The 21,164-nt window shown below is 40.0% G+C and carries 20 protein-coding genes; 13 read left to right on the top strand and 7 right to left on the bottom strand.

What is annotated here, in order from left to right:
• The gene (locus FPK91_RS12965) at positions 1-714 is read right to left on the bottom strand and encodes a type 1 glutamine amidotransferase (protein ID WP_144211643.1); all 714 of its coding nucleotides are present in this window, start codon (positions 712-714) and stop codon (positions 1-3) included.
• Complete coding sequence (locus FPK91_RS12960; protein ID WP_144211642.1) at positions 714-1,481, bottom strand: hypothetical protein; 768 nt, start codon at positions 1,479-1,481, stop codon at positions 714-716. The genes FPK91_RS12965 and FPK91_RS12960 overlap by 1 nt, the downstream gene beginning before the upstream one ends.
• A gap of 456 nt (positions 1,482-1,937) precedes the next feature.
• Here FPK91_RS12960 and FPK91_RS21120 point away from each other — a divergent pair, with 456 nt between their 5' ends.
• Positions 1,938-2,381 carry a hypothetical protein gene (locus FPK91_RS21120; RefSeq protein ID WP_227006567.1) on the top strand — a complete coding sequence of 148 codons (444 nt, stop codon included), beginning with the start codon at positions 1,938-1,940 and terminating at the stop codon, positions 2,379-2,381.
• Positions 2,347-3,822 carry an alpha/beta hydrolase family protein gene (locus FPK91_RS12955; RefSeq protein ID WP_227006772.1) on the top strand — a complete coding sequence of 492 codons (1,476 nt, stop codon included), beginning with the start codon at positions 2,347-2,349 and terminating at the stop codon, positions 3,820-3,822. Before FPK91_RS21120 ends, FPK91_RS12955 begins: the two co-directional genes overlap by 35 nt.
• Before the next feature lie 74 nt (positions 3,823-3,896).
• Here FPK91_RS12955 and FPK91_RS12950 read toward each other — a convergent pair whose 3' ends face one another.
• A complete protein-coding gene (locus FPK91_RS12950) occupies positions 3,897-4,829 on the bottom strand; it encodes a helix-turn-helix transcriptional regulator (RefSeq protein WP_144211641.1) in 933 nt (310 codons plus the stop codon).
• A 477-nt stretch (positions 4,830-5,306) separates the two neighbouring features.
• Between FPK91_RS12950 and FPK91_RS12945 the strand changes: the two genes are divergently transcribed.
• The 10 genes from FPK91_RS12945 to FPK91_RS12900 all read left to right on the top strand — a co-directional run bounded on the left by FPK91_RS12945 (position 5,307) and on the right by FPK91_RS12900 (position 16,120).
• Positions 5,307-7,346, top strand: coding sequence for a TonB-dependent receptor plug domain-containing protein (locus tag FPK91_RS12945; RefSeq protein ID WP_144211640.1), 2,040 nt, complete (start codon positions 5,307-5,309; stop codon positions 7,344-7,346).
• Between the two features lie 17 nt (positions 7,347-7,363).
• Positions 7,364-8,752, top strand: a complete 1,389-nt coding sequence (locus FPK91_RS12940; protein ID WP_144211639.1) for an ATP-binding cassette domain-containing protein — start codon at positions 7,364-7,366, stop codon at positions 8,750-8,752.
• Positions 8,742-9,428, top strand: a complete 687-nt coding sequence (locus FPK91_RS12935; RefSeq protein ID WP_144211638.1) for an energy-coupling factor transporter transmembrane component T — start codon at positions 8,742-8,744, stop codon at positions 9,426-9,428. The genes FPK91_RS12940 and FPK91_RS12935 overlap by 11 nt, the downstream gene beginning before the upstream one ends.
• Positions 9,425-9,970: a core component of ECF transporter gene (locus FPK91_RS12930; RefSeq protein WP_144211637.1), complete on the top strand. Its 546-nt coding sequence runs from the start codon at positions 9,425-9,427 to the stop codon at positions 9,968-9,970. Before FPK91_RS12935 ends, FPK91_RS12930 begins: the two co-directional genes overlap by 4 nt.
• A gap of 45 nt (positions 9,971-10,015) precedes the next feature.
• Positions 10,016-10,774 carry a DNA-binding protein gene (locus FPK91_RS12925; RefSeq protein WP_144211636.1) on the top strand — a complete coding sequence of 253 codons (759 nt, stop codon included), beginning with the start codon at positions 10,016-10,018 and terminating at the stop codon, positions 10,772-10,774.
• 49 nt (positions 10,775-10,823) lie between these two features.
• Positions 10,824-11,042: a hypothetical protein gene (locus FPK91_RS12920; RefSeq protein ID WP_144211635.1), complete on the top strand. Its 219-nt coding sequence runs from the start codon at positions 10,824-10,826 to the stop codon at positions 11,040-11,042.
• Between the two features lie 261 nt (positions 11,043-11,303).
• A complete protein-coding gene (locus FPK91_RS12915) occupies positions 11,304-12,824 on the top strand; it encodes a flavocytochrome c (RefSeq protein ID WP_144211634.1) in 1,521 nt (506 codons plus the stop codon).
• Positions 12,825-12,852: 28 nt separating this feature from the next.
• Positions 12,853-13,206 (top strand): cytochrome c3 family protein, encoded by a 354-nt coding sequence (locus FPK91_RS12910; RefSeq protein WP_144211633.1) that lies wholly within the window; start codon positions 12,853-12,855, stop codon positions 13,204-13,206.
• 356 nt (positions 13,207-13,562) lie between these two features.
• On the top strand, positions 13,563-14,807 hold the full coding sequence (locus FPK91_RS12905) for a cupin domain-containing protein (protein ID WP_144211632.1): 1,245 nt from the start codon (positions 13,563-13,565) through the stop codon (positions 14,805-14,807).
• A 203-nt stretch (positions 14,808-15,010) separates the two neighbouring features.
• Positions 15,011-16,120, top strand: coding sequence for a hypothetical protein (locus FPK91_RS12900; protein ID WP_144211631.1), 1,110 nt, complete (start codon positions 15,011-15,013; stop codon positions 16,118-16,120).
• Between the two features lie 249 nt (positions 16,121-16,369).
• On the opposite strand, the gene FPK91_RS12895 is transcribed toward FPK91_RS12900, so the two are convergent.
• Entirely contained in the window at positions 16,370-17,236 is an 867-nt protein-coding gene (locus tag FPK91_RS12895; RefSeq protein WP_144211630.1) for a LysR family transcriptional regulator, read from the bottom strand.
• Positions 17,237-17,357: 121 nt separating this feature from the next.
• Between FPK91_RS12895 and FPK91_RS12890 the strand changes: the two genes are divergently transcribed.
• On the top strand, positions 17,358-17,999 hold the full coding sequence (locus FPK91_RS12890) for a TetR/AcrR family transcriptional regulator (RefSeq protein ID WP_144211629.1): 642 nt from the start codon (positions 17,358-17,360) through the stop codon (positions 17,997-17,999).
• A gap of 98 nt (positions 18,000-18,097) precedes the next feature.
• Here FPK91_RS12890 and gorA read toward each other — a convergent pair whose 3' ends face one another.
• From gorA to FPK91_RS12875, 3 genes are all read right to left on the bottom strand, one after another.
• Positions 18,098-19,453 (bottom strand): glutathione-disulfide reductase, encoded by a 1,356-nt coding sequence (gene gorA, locus FPK91_RS12885; protein ID WP_144211628.1) that lies wholly within the window; start codon positions 19,451-19,453, stop codon positions 18,098-18,100.
• Positions 19,454-19,620: 167 nt separating this feature from the next.
• The gene (locus FPK91_RS12880) at positions 19,621-20,148 is read right to left on the bottom strand and encodes a hypothetical protein (RefSeq protein ID WP_144211627.1); all 528 of its coding nucleotides are present in this window, start codon (positions 20,146-20,148) and stop codon (positions 19,621-19,623) included.
• Between the two features lie 119 nt (positions 20,149-20,267).
• On the bottom strand, positions 20,268-20,993 hold the full coding sequence (locus FPK91_RS12875) for a hypothetical protein (protein ID WP_144211626.1): 726 nt from the start codon (positions 20,991-20,993) through the stop codon (positions 20,268-20,270).
• Positions 20,994-21,164 lie beyond the last annotated feature (171 nt).

Raw genomic sequence — 21,164 nt, 5'->3', positions numbered from 1 at the left:
TTAGCTGTAATTAGGCTTAAAAATTGAGTCTAATAATGGCATAAACCACATTGCTAATAGCTGTTGCTGTAATTGCAATTTAGACATTTCTCCACAGGGTTTCGCTTGAACAATCTCAGTGGTGAATGGACATTCATCATTAAAGGATTCAATTAATTGTAATATTTGCGTGTCGTCCCATTCAGGGTGAAACTGGAGCCCCAGTTGGCGTTGATGACGAAATATTTGTTGTTCACATAGCGCTGACCTCGCCTCAATGCTGACGGGGTCTATCATCCGTTTTTCTTGTTCTGGCTGACTAAAATCAAATCCATAGAAGTGCCATTGTGGTACCACTAATTTATTGGCCGTTACAGCCTCTTTCGTCAGTTCAATCTCAAGCCAACCTAACTCGGGTTTCTCTAATGGGTAAACCCTTGCACCCAATGCGGTTGCTAATAATTGTGCGCCTAAGCAAATGGCCAATATAGGCATATTTATATTGATAGCATCGGTTATTAAATTGAGTTCAGCTTGCATCCAAGGGGGATTTTCTACGACATCGGTTGGACCACCAAGAATAATTAGACCATCAAAGTCAGTGAGTTTAGGTAGAACATCGGCAGGCGCCATGAAACAAGTTAACGTGTGGCCATGGTTTTTACACCAGTCTTGTATTCGTCCAGGACCTTCGGCAGGGTGATGCTGGATCACTGCCAGTGATAATGTAGCCATTATTGTAATTCTCTGGTTTCTAGATAAATTTCAATGACACTTGCTGCGGATAAGTCATGATTATGGTTTTGCTTTCTTAATGCTTCAGTTATTGCTGTCGTTGAAGGGTGAATTGATTCGGTTAGTTCTGATCCAGTTAGTTCTGATTCAATTGGCACTGATAACTGTGGCATTTTAGATAAATCGTAGTTAAGCACTCTTAATAAATGATCTGCTTCCGGTCTATTACCTAGTCGTTTAATCAAAAATTGATTGGGACTGTTGGGTGATACTGCAATTTTCTGATATTGCGCCGAGGCTGCTTTTGGCAGTTCTTTTTCCATGTTTAAGGTAGAGAATAATAGTACTTTATCAATGATAATTTTTTGGGCGGTGAACTGACGGTTACCACCTCGTTCAAAATGCCCTTTAACGACCTCAATGTGTAATTGCGGTAATTCATCTGACAGTTTAGGGTTTAAGGTCATTAAATCAAAAGGCTTAGGGACGATAGTCCAGAGTTGTTGTGGGCTCGATGATTGTTGTTGAAGTTGTTGTCTAACTGAGTTTTCAACTTTCTCATTGGCAAAGTGAAACTGCATGACCATTTGTACATTGTGGGGTTGATGGTACATCGGTAAATGTGAGGCAAATAAACCGTCTTCACCACCAAATAGTGTCATGCCATGCACACCATAATGGTTTGATTGTTTCTCAACGGCTTGAACGGAGGTAAATATATTGAAAAAGAGGGTAAATATTATCAAAGTATAAGCGGGATTGAACATGGTGGCTCCTATCTGTTTTTATCAGATGGGGCCGTCCCCGAAAAGTGTTCACATATTTTTTTAGCTATGTTCAGTGCCGATAACGTTTGAATCATCGCAGTTTTTTTGCTTATCAATATATGAATCGAGGTCGTCCTCGACACGTCACTCTACTACAAGTTTAAGGACATGCGAACCTTTGACTGTTTTTTGTTCTCACAATAGTGAGAGATTCTGTTATCTCTTTAATTAGTTATATTTTATTTTTAAGCGGTTGATTTATAATAGGGCAGGCTTGAAATTCGAGTGTATGTATCAACATATTTCCTGAACTCATTGCTAATAAAATTGGTTTAAATGCTGATTAACCTGTGTGCATACAGGTGAATTTCTCCTTACTGGGTAAGCGGCGTACCAATAGAATATAAAATTAAAGGAATAAAGCTACCTCACTTAGGTAGAATTCAAGGAGTCACCATGAAGTACATCCAAACGATGGTATGGGTATTATCTCTATGCATCTCAAATTTCGTGTTTTCTATGTCTGTCGAAGATTTTTCACGCCATAGTGAATATTACAATGTCAAAATATCACCTGACGGAAAGCACCTTGCCGTATTAATGAATCAGGAAGGAATGAAAAAGTTATCATTCCTTGAAACTGACACTTTCAATGTGACTTTTGCGTTAGGTTCAACCAGTAAAGATCAACCTGCAGATTATTATTGGGTCAACAATGAACGTGTCATAGTACAAGTTGAACAGGTTCGTGGGTTTCTAGAAAAACCAGAAAATTACGGGGAAATTTTTGCCTTAAATTATGATGGTAGTAAACGAAAAATGATTTTCGGATACCGTGCCCAAGAGGGCGTTGCCTTTGCTGGTTATGCGGGATTCTTATTGGACAAAATTAGAAGGTGACCGTAAGCATGTATTGATCACTAAGCGGTTGATGAAGCGTGGTGGCGACGTATTACCTGAAGTGATTAAACTTAATGTTTATACAAGTAAAGAGCGTCGTATTAAACGCGCACCAATCTCTGATAGTCAGTTCCTTGTTGATAATGACGGTGTACCGCGCTTTGCTGTAGGGACAGACAAAAACAATGATACTAAAATATATTATTCAAAAGGAAAGGGCGAAGATTGGCAACCGTTTGAAAAAAGTGTTGAGAATGAGTTTACTCCACTGTCCTTTAGTGATGATAACAAGTCCGTCTATGCGTTAAAAGGTGATGCCAAAAAGCCTCAAGGGTTATACCGTTACGATCTAGAGTCATCGAAAGAAACCTTACTCTATCGTAGTGAAATTGCCGATCCTAGTTATGCAATTTCATCTGATTTAAACGAAGTTTATGGTTTACGTATTGATGAAGACTATCCCACCTATATTTTCATTAAACTAGATACTCAAGAAGCAAAGCTGCATAAAGCATTAATTACTGCTTTTAATGGTGATAGTGTCCAAATTACCAGTAAGACAGAAGATGGAAAATTAATGGTAGTGCATGTTTCAGGCGATAAGAATCCTGGTTCATTTTATTTATTTAATACCGAAACGATGAGTGCTAGGTTTTTGTTAGCGAGTAACAAGCGAATTGATAGTAAAGCACTCGGTAATAGTGAGCCTTTTCGTGTAAAGACAAAAGATGGTTTAGTGTTGAATGGTTATATTACTTTACCTAAAGGTAAAACGAATAACTTACCTACAGTTGTGCTGCCACATGGTGGACCTCATCACCGCGATTATTGGTCGTATGATCCTTTAGTGCAAATGTTAGCGAACGAGGGTTATGCCATCGTACAGGTAAACTTTAGGGGGTCAACAGGTTATGGAAAGTGGGGAACCGCCATTCAAGATGATATTAACCTCGCACTGCAATATGCGATTCAAACGGGTGTAACGAACAAAGATAAAGTGTGTATTTTTGGCGCTAGTTTTGGCGGTTATAGTGCTTTGCAAAGCGCTATTCGATACCCAAATACTTATCAATGTGCCATTGGCTATGTGGGGGTTTATGATCTACCCATGATGTATAACGAAGGTGATATCAAATCGACAAAATGGGGTGATGCTTACTTAAACAAAACCCTAGGATTAAGTGAAGAGGAACAAAAAGCGCAGTCTCCAGTTTATAATCTCGATAAACTTATTGCCCCCGTATTGATCATTCATGGTGAAGAAGATCAACGAGCGCATTTTGAACATGCTTTAGCGCTTAAAGAAGGGCTCGATAAAAAAGGCCACAGCTATGAATGGCTAGTAAAAGAGAAAGAAGGCCATGGTTTTTATAATGAAGACAATATTTTAGAAGCGAATAAAAAGATTTTATCGTTTTTAGATAAATATATTGGGCAGTAGTTTAAATTAATTCGTCACACTGGCGTTCGTGTCAGCGTGACTTATTTAGGTTTTCTTAGCACAGATAACAGTGCTTAAATTCCTTTTTCAGATTTACCATCCCACATTAACTTACCGCAATCAGTGAGGTCATAGCCGCCAAGCGTAGCGGCGAGTTGAATTGACTTTGGCTCTTGAAACATACTTAAAAGTTGTTGTAATTGACGTCTAAAATAGATGCCTTGTGGCATAACAAAGTCAAAAGATTCAGTTAGAACAGGAACAAAGCTTAAACCACTTTCAAAGGCCACAGACTGACAGCCAAAGCCAATATCACCATTATGACGAGCGATATAACCTGCCAATTCCCGTTCACTTTGGGCTACGATGGTCGAATTAACCTCTTCAAAGTTGATGTCTTTTTTGGCAAGCCATTGTTCAAGGTGCTGCTGACTGCCGGAGCCCGATTGACGAGCTATCCAGCGCCAAGATTGTAAAGATGAACTTGTCGAATCATCAGCTAGCATTTCGTATTTAAGGTGCGTTTCTGGACGCATCATTAAACCTTGTTTACGGTTAAAGCCATGGACCATCAACCATTGTTGATGGTTTGGGTATTTTTTTAATAGCTCAAGGTGGGATTCATTACTGTCTTCTAATTTGCCCCAATGCAGAGCACACACATCGGCATAGCCGCGGGATAATATATCTAAACCTAAGCTCGACCCAGTCGAGCTATAGCTAACAAGTTCACTGGTGCCAACTTGTGACATCACTTTTGCGACCAACATCGATAATAAAGGGTCGTCACTACCGGTTATATGCATTCGATCCGAAAGCATTCCGCTATGACAAGACTCCATAATCCATCTATCGATCAGTATTTTGGGGAATAACCATTTCCCGGTGACTTTTGTCGCCGGTAAAATACGGTCGTTGGCCATGGAGTAAACTTTCTTTTCGTTGAGAGAAAGGTATTCAGAAACTTGCTTTACACTCATGTAGGTCAGTTCGGCCGACTCTGTCATTGTTCATCCTTGTGGAGCTTCATTTACTTATTATCTGATTAAGGGACACACTAATTCTGGTGAGTGCTCACGTTAAAAAATCCCATATAGTGAATCATTGCATAGCAATATGGATCGCTGGCACTGTCTAAACTGAAAATGAGCCATTGGTCACATTCTAGATAAGATTGTACGTGTCTTATGCGTTCCAGGAGTTTCTACGACTCTGATAAATTACTTTTAACGCAGAAAAAATCAATATCGGTGTTTCCACTATATTGAATTTGATGCTTTATTAGCAATAAAATCTGCCCCTTTTTGTCCCACTGCTTTTTTGATTAAATTTTTACGGTGAGACAAATTGTCCTTTATTAGTAAAACCTTTTACTCATTAGTTCCAATAGTTGATCTAGCTTCATTTTGTGATTTTATTGTCTTGAGTGATCTTCGATGCTTTTTGACAATAGTGTTAATTATGGCGTTAGGATGATGGATTAAATGAACAAATCACAGCAAGTGCTTCGAGTTTCAACGCTAGTATTGGCGATGAGTGTCGTTTATCAGGCTCAAGCAGATGACATAGAAAGAGACGCTATTTTTAATGTGTCAGAGGTCATAGTGGTACATGGTGAACGCAGCTCAGTCACTGAATCAGCGACGACGCACTGGAGCTTAGATGAAGCAGAAATAAAAGCTTCAGGTGCACAAAGTCTTGATCAAGTTTTGAAAAATGTGCCTGGTATTTATGTTCGCACAGGCGGTCAAGGTACCCCAAGAGTCGATATTCGTGGCTTTAAAGCACGTCATGTTATTTATCTGATTAACGGCGTTCCAGCCAATGATGCAGAAGATGGTCAATTCGATCCTAGTCTCATCCCTACTTCCCAAATAGCCTCCGTTGAAGTGTCAGTGGGTCCATCATCCGTTTTATATGGTCCAGGTGGTGCTGGAGGCGTGATTAATATCATCACTAAGCAAGGTGAAAGTGCTCCGGCGATAGCAGGTCGATTAGAGCTTGGACAAGACAGTACCTTTAACGGTGACATCAGTGCAGCAGGCAGTGGTGATAATTGGCAAGGTCTAGTGAATTATTCCCACCAAACAACAGATGGCTGGTCAATGTCGGATGATTACCAAGACACTGAATACCAGCAAGGTGACATTCGTGAAAACACCGATAAAACCTTAGATAATTTCTATGCTCAAGGTAGCTACTTCATTAGTGACCAAACCCAATTGATGGGTAACTTGGCCTATCGTGAAGGTGAGTGGGGCAAGCCTAGCCGTGATGGCACAGGCACAAGTAGTGTCAAGTTTGAACGTGTTGATGATTATCAGGCAAAAACTATTCAACTAGGTGTGGCGCATAAATTCAATGATATGTTTACGCTTCGTGGTTTTGGTTATCACAATCAAAGTGATGTACTTGAAATTCAATATGATGACAAAACCTATCAAACCATTAAAGCGAAACAGGATGGTCGCTCAACGGTTCAAGGCGGTAACGTACAGTTCATCTCAAATTTTGACCAAGCAGGCATAATGACTACAGCATTGATCGCCGAGAAGCAAAGCTGGGAATCTTATGATGTCACTGAAGAGCTCATTAGCACCAGTGGAGATGGCAGTGGCGGCGGTAGCGGAAACGGTGGTGGTAGTGGCGGTGGAAGCGGCGGTGGTAGTGGTAGCAGTGATGATGATTTTAACGACTCATCTTGGTTGTATACCGCTGCAGTGGAGTATCAATATCAAGCTGACAATTATGGCATGACTGTCGGTGGTTCATTCCATGATCAAGATAGAGTAACTGAGTCTGAAAATGATTATTCAGGTCAATTGTCTGGTTACTGGCAATTACATGAAAATACCAGAGTTAATATGGGGATTGCGCGGAAAGTTCGTTTTCCTTCAATGCGAAATCTTTATGCCCAATCTTCGGGTAACGAAGATTTACAGGCTGAAACGTCCCAGCATTATGAGATTGGTCTGTTGCAGCAACTTGGTCATGCTACAGAGCTTAATCTGGCTGGTTATTACACCGATGCAAAAGACTATATCGCTAAAGATTTAGACAGCGTATATCAAAATATGGGTCGTTATGGTTTTAAAGGGGTCGATGTTCAACTTCTGAACAACAGCTTTGACGACTTATCGATGAATTTGTCATATAGCTTTTTAGATACCGATGATAAAGAGGCTGATGAAGGAATGCAGACCTTAGAATATCGTCCAAAGCATCAAGTACGCTTTCAAGCAGACTATGTGTTGCCATTCGCGATGCGAATTAACTTCAACATAGAGCGAATTATGGATCAGGTTTACTACAGCAAGCAGAAAGTATCGGGTCAAAATGTGATGGTCGAGCAAGCTTTAGAAGACTACACCCTAGTCGATCTCAACCTTGTTCAGCCGTTTTTAGATGACAAGCTAGAGGTTTATCTGCGTGCAACAAACTTACTCGATGAAAATTACTACCAGAGTGAAGCATTGCCGCAAGCAGGACGTCAAGTGTTCGTCGGCATTAACTGGCAGCTTTAGCCACTGTGGGTAATGACATGAAAATCATAGCATTAGAAGGAGTAAGTTTTAGCTATGGATTAAACCAAAGTGAGATCTTGGACGATCTCAATTTGGTTATCAACAGTGGAGAATGTCACTGCATCAGCGGGCCTACGGGTTGTGGTAAATCGAGTTTGTTGCATTTAATGGCGGGTGAATTATCGCGACCTTATCATGGCAATATTTATCGCGATAATGCACTGATGGTAGGGGTGGTGATGCAAGACCCCAATGTGCAATTTTTGCGTCAAACCCTAGGGGCTGAAATCGCTTTTGGGCTTGAAAATTTGGGCTTTGACTCAAACTCGATGATTGAAACTGTTCAGGCATCACTGCGCCGCGTCGGGCTATATGCCAGCTTAAATACGCCGATAGAGGCGCTTTCATTAGGGCAAAAATATCGCTTAATGATTGCTGCGCAACTGGCTTTTAAACCTAACTTATTGTTATTAGATGAGCCATGGACTCAGCTTGATGAACATGGCGTACAAGAGTTACTTACTGTCTTAAAAACATTACTAGCGGACGGTGTGGCAATTATGATTGCAGAACATAATCCCAGCGCTTTCTCTGATGTCGTTGACAGTTTTTGGCAACTGGATAACGGTCTGTTAACTGAGCAAACTGCTAGCTATTCAACAGGTAGCTATGCAGTAAATAACTTAGTCGCAGCAAAGGTGAGTAATATTAAGCGAATAAAAAGGCATCGCTGTCACGAACCCCTTCTCACTATTGCGCCACATCAGTTTCGATTTTCAGGCCACGAAGGCTTATTTGATTGCGAAAGCCCCTTGTCTTTATATCGGGGTGAAATAGTTGCTTTAGTCGGTGATAACGGCGTGGGTAAAAGTAGCTTGATCAAAGCGCTCGCAGGTATTCAATCCAATATACCAAAATTACCGATACAGCTACTAGGCAGGCAACCCAAGCTTGGTGTTTATGGTGCTCAGCTAGGCTTGTTGTTGCAGCGACCTAATCGTCAACTGTTTGAGCAAACCGTTTTGGAGGAACTGCAATTTAGTTTGAAGCGTTTTACATTGCCATTAATGAGAGCAGAGAAAATTTTGCAACAACTGGGCTTAACGCATCTTTCTCAATGCTCACCGCATAAATTGTCATACGGACAGCAGCACATTATCGCGTTAGCGTCTTTGATGTGTTTACAGCCCAAAGTGTTACTACTTGATGATCCTTTTGCTGGCTTAGATGACATACACATCGAAAGAGTTGTATGTATATTGCATCAACTTAGTGACCTGGGTTGCGGCATTTTATTGAGTGGCCATCGGGATATTCCTAGCCTTGATGTTGATCATTACTGGTCAATTGAAACAAAAAAATTAAAGGGCAAAAGTAGCTTTCTAGAGCAATCTTATGTGGGCTAGACGCAATATGAGAGCAGAGAATCAAGCGAATCATCAATGCCGCTTTATGCCCAGCGCGACTCAATATTGTGCTTTAGCCTTGCTGTTGAGTGTCGTGCTATCCAGTAGCGCCTTTTTTTTACCCGATAGTGGCTTGGTGTGGTTACTGCTGGTGGACTTCTTGTTGGTACTTAATGGGCTGTATTTAAAAAAGAGCCTCACATCGCTGCTTAAATTAGCCATGGTGCAGCTCGCTGTGACCTTGCCTCTTTATTATGTTTTACATGGTCAGGATCAATTATTTGAAGGGGTCATCGTGGTGCTTCGAGTCTTTCTGGCGATGTTACCTGGTTGGTGGTTGTCGAGTACTCAGCGTCCAGAAAGACTTGGTGAAGTATTGTGTTGGGGTTTACCTACCAAGTGGGCCTTTGTTATTTCCGCGTCCATTGGTTTGATGCCCTTTATGTTGCGAGAAACGAAAGAAATATATGCCATTCAATGCTTACGAGGGGCAAATATTTCTCCAAAAGCGTTGAGACATCCTAAAAACTGGCTTGAGTTGATTAACTGCGTACTTTTACCTGTGTTGATCCAGTTGCTCAAATTATCTAAACAGATGGCGACAGCAGCCAAGCTTCGTCATTTTGGCACAATGACGAAAACAACTCATTGGCCTTCAACAGGAGAGGATAAATGAAAACCTCATTTGAATTACAAGACGCCTTATTTATTGGCTTTTGTGCCACGTTACTGGTGGTGTTAAAAAGCATGCTGCGCCTAAAGCTAGGGCTAAGTGGTCACTCAATGTTTTTGATGACATTTTTTTATCTTATTTGTTATGGCGCAGTGGGCCGAGTGGGCTGTATTACAGTGTGCGGGCTATTGGCTGGCATGGTTGCCATGCTACTCAGTGTCGGTAAAGGCGGCCCATTAATTATGATTAAATTTGGCTTACCCGCGATGGCAATGGACTTAGGGTTATTGTTTATAGCTGGTGTGTTTAGCATACGTTGGCAGAGCATCATACTCGCGCTGGTGGGCTGTATTGCTTGGGCTAGCAAAGGCTGGGTTGGTAATTTACTTGTCGGTATGAGCGGGCAAGTTGCACTGGCAAAGTTTGGTTTGAATTTTATACAAGGTAGTGTTTTTGCCATCACGGCAGCGCTAATTGTTCCAGCCGTTTTAAAACAACTCTATGCGCATGATTTATTGCACAGAAGCCACCTTAACAATAAATAATTTTGCTGTTGATGGTGTATTGGCATTGTAAAATAAGGAGTTACCATGAAAACTTGGTTGATATGCATTGATGATACCGATGACATTTGTACCAAAGGCACTGGTGAAATTGCAGAGGAAATAGCAACAAAACTTGCTGCTGCATCTGCGGAAAACACCGGTTTGAGATCCACTCGATATGTGACCCGGCATCAATTATTGGTGCATCCGGATATTCCCTATACGTCGCACAATAGTGCAATGTGTTTTCAAATTGATTCGTCATTAGATTTTTTTCAAATAAAAGATATTTGTGTTACTCACCTCAAGCAAGAATCTGCAACTATCGCAGATCCGGGATTGGCTATTCTCGATTTAGAAGCTGAATTTGATATCAGAAAGCTGATTGAATTTGGTCAACAAACCAAAATAGAAGTCAAAACCAAACAACAAGCCTATGAACTAGCTAAGGCGCAAGGAGTCGACCTGACTGAGCATGGCGGAACTGGTCAAGGCGTGATTGGTGCGATAGCGGGCATAGGCTTACGACTCAGTGGCCAAGATGGACGCGTTAAAGGGCATATTAAACTTGGCCAGAAAACAGATGGTTCAGATGAATTGCTGATGTCAGTGGAACAATTTATTGCACAGACAGGCTTACAGGCCGTAATAACCACAGAAGGCGAGATATTGGCGCCTCATGATCAGTTAACTCTTAAGGGCAAAATAAAAGCGGTTTATATCCAGTTTCAATTTGCCTTATTAGTCAGTAATGAAAGTGGTTGTTGGTGTAATGCCACGAAACAGCAACTGAAGTCTTATTAGTTGGCATCAGTGAATTGAATTTGAATACATCAATGCGTGAGGAGGAAGTATGCAACAGTGGTTTACTCAACAAAGTCATTTATGGTTGTTTAAATTTGGTGTCGAGGACTATTTGCAAGCTCGAACAGCGGCCATAGATTGCCAGGATTTTTTGGTGGATGATGAAGATGAACATACAGATAATACGCTGAAATCTTGCTACAACTGCATGTATCGACGTTGGCAGCCAGAAAGCTTTCATTGTCATAAAAATCATGCCAGTAAATAAGCACGCCAGCCCTTCAAGTATAAACCTCAAACCGAAGTTGTGGATTACTAAGAATATTAGACATATTACTTCGGTTTTAACCTCAATTTGGAAACCATTCCAAAATCCATTATTGATTGCATTTATACCTAAAACCCTACCTATAATTGATTAGTGACATAAAAGTAACCACTTTTAACATATTCTAACATTAGTTCCCATTTTGGAATCGATTCCATCTTTATGATGTAGGAGTCAATCAAAACAAAAGGGTGATGACCGATGACTAAAGTAGACTTATTGGGACGCCGTAAATTTATCACGGGTTTAGGCGTAGCAGCTGGTGCTGCAATGGTTGCTCCTGCGATGGCAGTATCAGAAAAAGCTGCAGGTGTTACGTGGGATGAAGAATTTGAAATTGTTATTATTGGTTCGGGTTTTGCCGGATTAGCAGCAGCAATTGAAGCGAAAAAGCTTGGCGCAAAAGATGTGCATATTTTTGAAAAGATGTCCTACTTTGGTGGTAACTCCGCCATTAATGGTGGTCTTTTTGCTGCACCGCAAACGCCAATGCAGAAAAAAGAAGGTGTTAAAGATTCTGTCGATCGCATGGTAGGCGATCAAATGAAAGCAGGTCGCGGTATTGCAGATGAAGCATTACTCCGCCATGTAGCTGAACATGCAGTTGAAGCACTGCAAATGACTTTAGATGCAGGCTCAGAATACCATCCGTATTTACAGCAGCTTGGTGGTCATTCTGTGGCTCGTACTTATCAAACAACAGTAAGTTGTGGCGCAGGGATTACCCAGCCATTACTTAAAAAGTGTCGTGATTTAGGCGTTGAAACTCATAATCGCGCTAAGTTTGAAGGTTTCTTAGTCGGTGAAAAAGGTGAAGTATTAGGCGTTAAAATGCGTCAAAACTATCACTTTGAAGAAGACCAACCAGGCAAAGTGATTAATGTGAGAGCTAAGCGTGGCGTGATCATGGCCACTGGTGGTTTTGCGCAAAATGTTAATTTACGTATGGCGCAAGATCCAACACTTACTGCTGAAGTGGGTTGTACTAATGCTCCTGGCGCAACAGGTGAAGGAATGTACGAAATGTTCCGCTTAGGTGCGGTACCAGTACATTTAGCTCACATTCAATCTGGCCCATGGGCTTCGCCTGATGAAGGTGGATTTGGCTATGTGTCTAACTACTCAATTTATAATTTCCCACATTCAATGGCGGTAAACCGCTTAACCGGTAAGCGTTTCATGAATGAAATTGCTGACCGTAAAACTCGCGCCGATGCTGAATTAAGCTGTCGTGACGAGAAAGGAAATGCTTATCCTCCATTGCTTATTACCAGCTACAAGGATTCTAAAAAGCATCCAAATACCAAGAAAGTGATTAAGTATAACGTCGGTTGGAAGTTTGAGTCAGTTGATGAATTAGCAACACATTTCAGTGTGCCTGTTAAAGCACTTAAAGCTCAGATTGAAGAATATAATCAGTATGTTAAATCTGGCGATGATAAGCAGTTTGGTAAAAATATGACCAAGGCTGCAGGTAAGTACATTGAAGCGCCGTTTACTGTGGTGCGTTTATGGCCAAAAGTACATTACTGCCAAGGTGGCGTGCAAATTACCACTAAAGCTGAAGTAAAAGACAGTTTCACAGGCCAAGCGATAACAGGTTTATTTGCTGCAGGTGAAGTATGTGGTGGTATCCATGGCGTGAGCCGTTTAGGAAGTTGTTCTATTCCTGAATGTATGGTGATGGGTATGACAGCTGCTCGTAGCATGATGAATGCTTAACATAGCAAGTAAACAAGAGGAATTATTGATGAAAACATTAAAGATTATGCTTGCACTGGCTATGTTTGGTTTTGCCAGCTTATCAGCCCAAGCAGTAGAAATTCGTGACTACCATAAAGACGTTATTGGTAAGGATTGTAAAGCATGCCATGACCAAGGCATGAAGCAATATCCATCTGATGAATCGTGTTTATCCTGTCACAATGTAGATGACTTAGCAGAGCAAACTGCCCGCAGTGAAGAAGATAAGTGGCAAAACCCACACAATAATCTTCATTATGGCAAAGAGCTACCTTGCCAAGAATGTCATAGTGAGCATAAAGCGAAAAAGCCTATGTGCAGTAATTGTCACACTTTTGAGTACGACAAGCATAAAGAATAAGCTTACTGCTAACAACTTAGTGTTACCCCCAAATAGAAAAGGAGCGTTTATCGCTCCTTTTTTATATTTATACTAATTTTAATTAAATTGATTAATATATTTTAATTGAAAATGGTTATTTGTTTTTGTAATAAATAAACTTCAGTATGCGATTTTTATTATTTAAGTATAACTAATTTAAGTTTTATTAATGCTCTATCTTCTTTGTTGTTTTATTTATTTTAAAGCTTTTTTATTTATTGATTGTTTATTGTTATTTATTTTAATAGTTATGTTGCAGTTAAATTTTTGGAATCAATTCCATAATTATAATGCTTTCGAATTTATGGAATATTATAATTATATAGGGTGGTTGTATGAAATTGGGTTTACTAATAAGTAGCTTACTGATATCAAGTTCAAGCTTAGCAGCAGATATTCCAGATTTTTTGGATAAAAAAGATATTAATAATGCTGTGTTTAACTGTTTAGGTGATGCACCTAAATATGAAAAAGAAGATCAAAAATTTATTGATATCCTTTGGGATGAAACATTAACTTACTTAAGTGCATATGCGACAGCGCTAACCAATGACACTACATCAGGTTGTTTAAATTCTGATGAGGCCATCTTTGATAGTACTGAAGGTGGCCAGAAAATGTGTATTATGGATCGCCGTGATATGAAGTTGATGGTTAAAAATATTCATCAAGTCCTCAATAATTCAGATAAAGCAAAAAAGTGCTTTGGTGCTAGAGAGGATGTGAGTTGGATTTATAATCCGGGTGGAGAGCTAACCAAGAATTCCCCAGTTGCTCAACATTTTGTAAGAACGACATTTGATGAGTTTTTTGAGCAAAAAGTTACGAATAAAACTGTTAGAAAATTGGGGAAAAATTTCACCCAAAATTTCTACAAAATGGTGACGGGTGATGAAGTGAAAATGCCAGCTTCATTCCCTTATGATATTAGTGCTAATGCTTTACCAAATCTATGGGCTGCAGCGGGTTGGTTCCCTATGTACGCTGAAGAAAGTAAGCGCAATGACAAAAACTTTGACAATATTCGAGGCGGTTATGCCTATGCTGAAATATTTGGTCATTGGGGCTTGTTACGCATAGCGGAAATCAATGGTGAAAAAGTTGGAGCTGAAGTCGGCATGACAGTGCAAGCTGTTGATACATTATACCCATTTCATAATCATGCAATCTCAGAAATCTACTACAACATGAGACAACCTGCGTGTAAAAATCAATTTAAAACTATGGCAATACGGGAAGACTCACCGCTAATTACTACAGTAAAAGAAACAGATTCTATGCGTCGAGTGCAGTTTGATGAAGGCCAGCATAATTCTCAAACCATGTGGTTATCAGGGAGTGCTGAGCAAGACTCATTGTTGTATTTTCATCAAAATACCATTCATGGATTTGATATCGATGGCAACTGCGAAGCCAAGCCTGAAGAGAGGGCTATCGTTTCAGTATGGGCTAGAAGTAATGCTCAAGATACTCGAAATGATTATGGAACAACCTTACTTTGTGAGTCAGCCAATCAACCAGGTACACCTGCAAAACGTGGTGAGATTATTCAGTGTGACTTAACTAAATTTAAATGGTAACTAGGTTTTACTTAATCAGAAGTGATTTTAAGAACACTTGTTAAGTAACCATTAGTAATAATTTCTAAAGTTATAAATATTAGTTTTTGTGATTTTAATTTAAATCTTACTTTAATGTTTAATAAGTTTTTTAGTTAAATGATTTTAATTTTTACGACTTGTTACTTTAGATTTTAATTATATTAAAACAAATTGAGAATGACATGAAAAAAACAAATATATCTTTGTCTGTTGCTATTGCTATGTGCTTATTAACATCGTCACCCGCTTTTTCTGAAGATTCACCTTTTGGTGGTTCACTAAGAGCTAATTATAGTTATAAAGATTATTCAGAAGCATCAAAAGAAAAATTAGGCGATTTTGAATTTAATTTATTTGCATTGCAAATAAATCATAAGTGGGATGATTACGGTGTGGCAATGGATTACCGTTTTAATAATGGTTATCAAGCACTACGATACGGTTACGCATTTTGGGACGTAAATGAAGATTTAACATTTAATGCAGGTGCGATTAGGAAACCATTCGGTAATATCAATTTTAGCTCTCACAGCTGGTGGTACAGCCTGAATTACTACCTTGGTTTTGAAGATGATAATGGATTGGGTTTAGGGGTTAAATATCAAAATGGCGCCTCCACCACAGAGTTAGCATTTTTGAAAAATGCGGTATATGGGACTACAGATCATCGTGATTTCTCGGGGACCGTCGCATCAGGCACGGTGGGTGACATCACTTACGATAACGAAGAAACGAATACGATATCCGGCCGCCAAAGTTATACCATCAGTAATGGTGAGCTGACGACAATATTAGGCGTATCAGTAGAATATGGCCAACTGTATAACGGCCAATTTAATGAAAATGGTGACACCTTTAACTACGCTGCGCATATGGATATGAACTATGATGGCTGGGGATTACAGGCACAATATTTAGCATTCGACTTTGATCAATATGACGATGGTGCCATTGATCCGAATAAGATAGGCATGGGACTTTTAGACGGATTCTTTGAAGTGGCAAGTAAAGGTAATATTTTTACTGCAAACTTATCTAAATCAATTCCAACATCATGGGGAAATTATACGATTTATAATGATTTCAGCATGGTACAGCCAGATTTTGCCGAATTCGATGATTCAATCTTGAACACCACAGGAGTATCGGTAGGTTACGGCAATTTCTTTGTATACGTTGATCTATATAACGCTAAGAATGTGTTATGGCTTGGCGGTAATAGTCTAGGCTTAGCCCAAGGGAATGATGATTGGGATCATAGATTTAATATTAACTTTTCTTATAATTTATAGTCGTGTCGTTTTAGCTGCATTCAGTTGAATAAGGTGTGGTTATCGCTATGGAATCATCACGTTAAGCAATTTATAGCGCTGAAGTACGTTGCAGATATTATATTGCAGTTAAAACGTGAGCGATTGATGGTTTAAAACTATATACAATGAAGTGAGTTCATTCAAAAAAGGAGCGATTATCGCTCCTTTTTTATGTTTAAATTTCGATAGCAGTCGTGAAATCACTTAAAAACGATTTAAAATAAGGGGTTAGATCGTAGCAGAAGACAATGATTGGACGTTGGCTTTGATCAAGTTAACGAGTTGCTGAGTGACAGGACTTTGGGTTTCAGGATTAACGTATACCGACTCATTAAATACAGGCAATGGCGGTAAACCGTGTTCAATGGGATCCAATATTTGCATCTTATCGTTAATACGAAATGCAGCAATAGGCGCAATGGATAAGTCATTTTCAACTGCCATACACAAAGCTTGTGGTGACGGTGTTGAAAGTAAAACATTAATGGGTCGCATTGATAACTGATGGTTAGCAAAAACCTGTGCTCTTATCGGGCAGTTTTCTGGGTACAGTGCCATTGGAATGGTATCGCGCAAATGGGCGTTACCATTTTTAGCTGCAGCCCAGTGAAAATGGCGTTCAAACAACAATTCACCATTTACAGGTGCTTGCCAATGAGTCGCAACAATAACGTCAAATTCACCCTGTTGCAGTCGCTTATATAAGTTGCCGCTGACATCGGTATCGATAGCCAATTCAATGCGGGTAAATTCACGGATAAACTCTAATAAACAGCTATTTAAATAACGTTTGATGTAATCAGTCGGCACGCCTAAACGAATAACTTGTTTATTGGGGTTATCTTTGAGCTCATCCAATATTTGTGAATTGAGTTGGAGCATTTTATAGGCGTAGTTAAGTAGGGTTTCACCGGATTCAGTCAGTGACACACCTTTGTTATCTCTAAGTAGCAAAGTTTGACCAACACTCTCTTCAAGCTTTTTGATTTGTAAGCTCAAAGCTGACTGGGTTCGGCAAATTTTTTCTGCAGCTTTAGATACATTGCCGCATTCGGCAACCGCAATAAAACTCTCTAATAATTCAATTTTTAACATTGGCTATTACAATTGTTCATAGTGGTATCAGTATTACTCAATATAGTCTTGCTCTAAAGCTTGTTATTGTTTGAATGTGAAGTTGAAACAATAAATTTACATGAAGTGTGAAGAGGTCAGGATGAGTAGTTGGGATCAACGCGGGGATTACTTAGTACAAGTATCACAACGCTGCTTAAAAGGAAGTAAAACTTTTGATTTATGCCGTTCTCACTTAGTGAAAGCGAGCCAAATTTCAAAAGGGACTATCTACAATCATTTTACCACTGAAGCTGACTTAATTGTTGCAGTTGGCTGCGCTCAGTACGAACAATGGTTATCCCAAGCCAAGCGTGATACTGAGAAATATCCCAACCCATACGAACGTTATATTTTTCACCATTGTCAGCGTCTTTATTGCATGTTGTCAGAGCAGCATTTTGTCATTGATCGCGTGCTACCAAATGAAACGGTACTCAATAATTGCAGCGATTATTATCGTCAGCGCTATGAAAAATTAACTGCAGAATCCTATCGTTGGAATGAAGATGCCATACGCGATATTGGTGAGGTTTCTGGCTTTGATCGAGTTGAATTAGTGACTAATTATATTCGAGGCGCATTGATTAATATTGATGATAGCCATAAACAATATGATGACCCTAAGCTATATCATCAGTTTAGTTATGCGTTGACGCAATTGATGGGACATTCAGCTAAGCGTATTCCTACCGAGAAAGACTTTGAAAATTGGATCGCGGCTCAATCTCAACTTACACATTAGCGAGATACAAAAAGAGCGAGAAAATAAATTCCTCGCTCTTTCTATCTAGATGCTTTAGCTAGGCTAAAATATCTCACTAGTGATTAGTGAATTAACGACTAGCGCATAGTAACAAATTCTTCAGCGCCAGTAGGGTGTATTGCTACTACTGAATCAAAGTCAGCTTTGGTTGCGCCCATTTTCATTGCCACGCCGAAGCCTTGTAGAATTTCATCCATACCGAAACCGATACCATGAATCCCCACAACCACTTCATTGTCACCAGCACAAATGAGCTTCATTTTACAAGCTTGACGATGTGCGGTAACCGCAGTGTACATTGAGGTAAAACCTGAGCTGTAAACGCTAATGTTAGCTTCACCATATTGCTCAATCGCTTCTGGCTCTGTTAAGCCCATAGTGCCAATTGGCGGATGGCTAAATACGACCGTAGGGATCACTGAGTAATCCATTTTGGCATCAGCCATACCGTTAAATAAACGCTCTGATAATAAGCGACCCGCTTTAACTGCAACAGGCGTTAGTTCAACACCGCCTTCCATGATGTCACCCACACAATAAATACCTTTTGCTGTGGTATTTTGTTGTGCGTCAGTCACAACGTAACCCTTAGGGTTTAGCGTTACATCAGTATTTTCTAAGCCGATAGTGCCTGTTGACGGTGTACGACCAATGGCCCAGATTAAGCAATCAATCTCTAATGATTTACCATTTTCAAGCTCAAGTGTTAGGCTACCATCAGCATTTTTAATCACTGATTTTGGAATGCTGTGAGTATGTAGTTTAGGGCCATCAGTCGCCATAATTTCAACTAATGCGTCAGTCAAAATCGGATCGAAATTACGTAAAGGGGCATGTTTACGCACTAACAGATGTGTTTCACTGCCAAGCGCATGTAATACACCAGCAACTTCAACGGCAATGTAACCTGCACCGACAACAGCAACGCGCTTAGGTTGTTCACGTAAAGCGAAGAAACCGTCAGAATCGATACCGTACTCAGCGCCAGGAATGTTAGGGATAGTTGGCGCGCCACCAGTGGCAATCGTAATATGGTCCGCAGTGTATTGCTCGCCATTCACTTCAATGGTGTTGCCATTAAGGAAACGTCCGTAACCGTTAACTAGCGTCACTTTATTGCTGGCAAAACCACGTCCGTAAGCATCGTGAATACGGCCGATATAGGCTTCACGGCTATCAACAAGCTTACTCCAGTCAAATTTATGGACTGTGACATCAAAGCCATAATCTTTAGCATACAGGTTCATGGCTTCGGCTACGTGAGCGCCATACCACATGACTTTTTTAGGTACACAACCTACATTTACACAAGTACCGCCGACATGTTTTGCTTCAATAATTAATACTTTAGCACCGCGCTGCGCTGCACGGTTAGCTGAAGCGATACCACCACTACCTGCGCCTAGGCAGATATAGTCAAAATGTTGAGCCATGTTAATCCTCTCTAATCTTGTGTTAATAAACGTCTTATTACGAATAAGCGCCTTTTAGGATTTGGATATTTCTTTTGCTGCCATTGTAGGGGGGATTTCAATGACGGTCTAGTTTCCTAGACCGTTGAAGTGGGGAAATAGTTTTATAGATTTAAACAAATTATCAGTTAGCGTCGATACTGGCATTGGGAGTATTGTGCTTGGCTTGGCCCTGTTGTTGAACAGTCTAAACAGTCCCATTCTTTTTGGCGGTGAGACAGCTCGGTTTCGATAGGCTCAGATTTATTGCGCTTAAGTTGGCTGTTAAGTTGTTTCATTCTTTGATTTAACCAGTGGCAAGTTGGATCATTAATGGTCTTTTTCGCTAGCTTTTTGCTAGTCGTTTTAGTGCTGGTTCTGGTATTAGTTTTGGTATTAGTATTAGTTGTTGATCTTGATTGTGGGAGCGGCTTATCTAGGCGCATTTCATCGGCTGAATAATCTAATGCCGATTGTTGTGCTGGTAGAGTAATCGGCTGGCCTTGATGATCAAGTACCACGTTCATAGGCAGTTGATCTGGCGCTGTTTGTTTTTTAGGGGCTGCAGACTTACTCACAAGTTGCGAAAACTCAGTGGCTTGCAGTACATCAGTGGTAATCGAACATGATATAGCGATGAAAAAAATAACGAGGGAAATCCCTTTTTGATGATTCATAAGCATTCCTTTGCTTTAAGTGAGTCATTGAAATGACTCACTTAGCTTAGGATATGCCACAGCCATATGCCATTTTTACTAGCATTTTACATGTGAAAGCTGAACGAAAAAGCTAATGATTAAAATCCCCAACTTAAATGAATACCGCCATAGGTTTCATCTAAACTGCCTTGAATACCGTCTCTTAGTGCTTCTTCTTTGATGTCATCCATAGCAATTGAATGACTCAAGTGGGCATTAATGGCAAAATTACTGCTGACTTCATAACTCGCTTCAATTCCGAATTGAAAGTGGTTAGCACCATTATGCTCTTCGGTTGCATATTGAAAATCAAATCCTTGAGTTACATAAGGCGTGATTAAGAAGCGTTCACTGATATGCCATGGACTGTGTAAGCTTACTTCAACAAAGTAGCCACCTGCTTCTGTCGCATAAGTGTAAGCCACCGATGGAATTAACCAATGCACGCCTGTGTATGCCATTTCAGCAAATAACTCGTTATCGTGAGCTCGTTCATCACCATAAAATTCAAGGCGTTGATAACCTATCGACGTTTCTAAATCATCGTGAAGGTGCAAGCTATACTCAAGACCAAAATTCCACTCTATGTAATGGGTGCTATCACCGCGACCAACAACGGCATAAGTTGTTAAATCGCCAGTTTCTAGTGCGGCACCGCCCCAATAAATCCCGCCTTTATCAAGATTATTTCGACCTTCTGAGATGTATTTTGAATCCCAGCCTAAATCAAGCGCCACTGCCATATCATTGGCATTCGCATAACTAGAAATAAAAGGGGAAATACTTAACAGTGATAGTGCTAAAAGTGAAAATTTTGCTTTCATATCAGTATCTGTTCTCAAAATATTGTTAATTTCTTGCTATAGAATACATGAAATAATGTAACTGGAAATGATAATGAGTTCTATTTGGGATCTAGTTGTCAATATATTGAACGTAAAGATTCAGTAAATAGTTTTGTGGCCAACCTCACGTTTTTTAAGGTTATTTTAAGG

The organism is Shewanella donghaensis (assembly GCF_007567505.1).
GTDB lineage: Bacteria > Pseudomonadota > Gammaproteobacteria > Enterobacterales > Shewanellaceae > Shewanella > Shewanella donghaensis.
The sequence above is the reverse complement of the archived record's forward strand: the minus strand, read 5'-3'. Positions and strand labels throughout refer to the sequence as shown.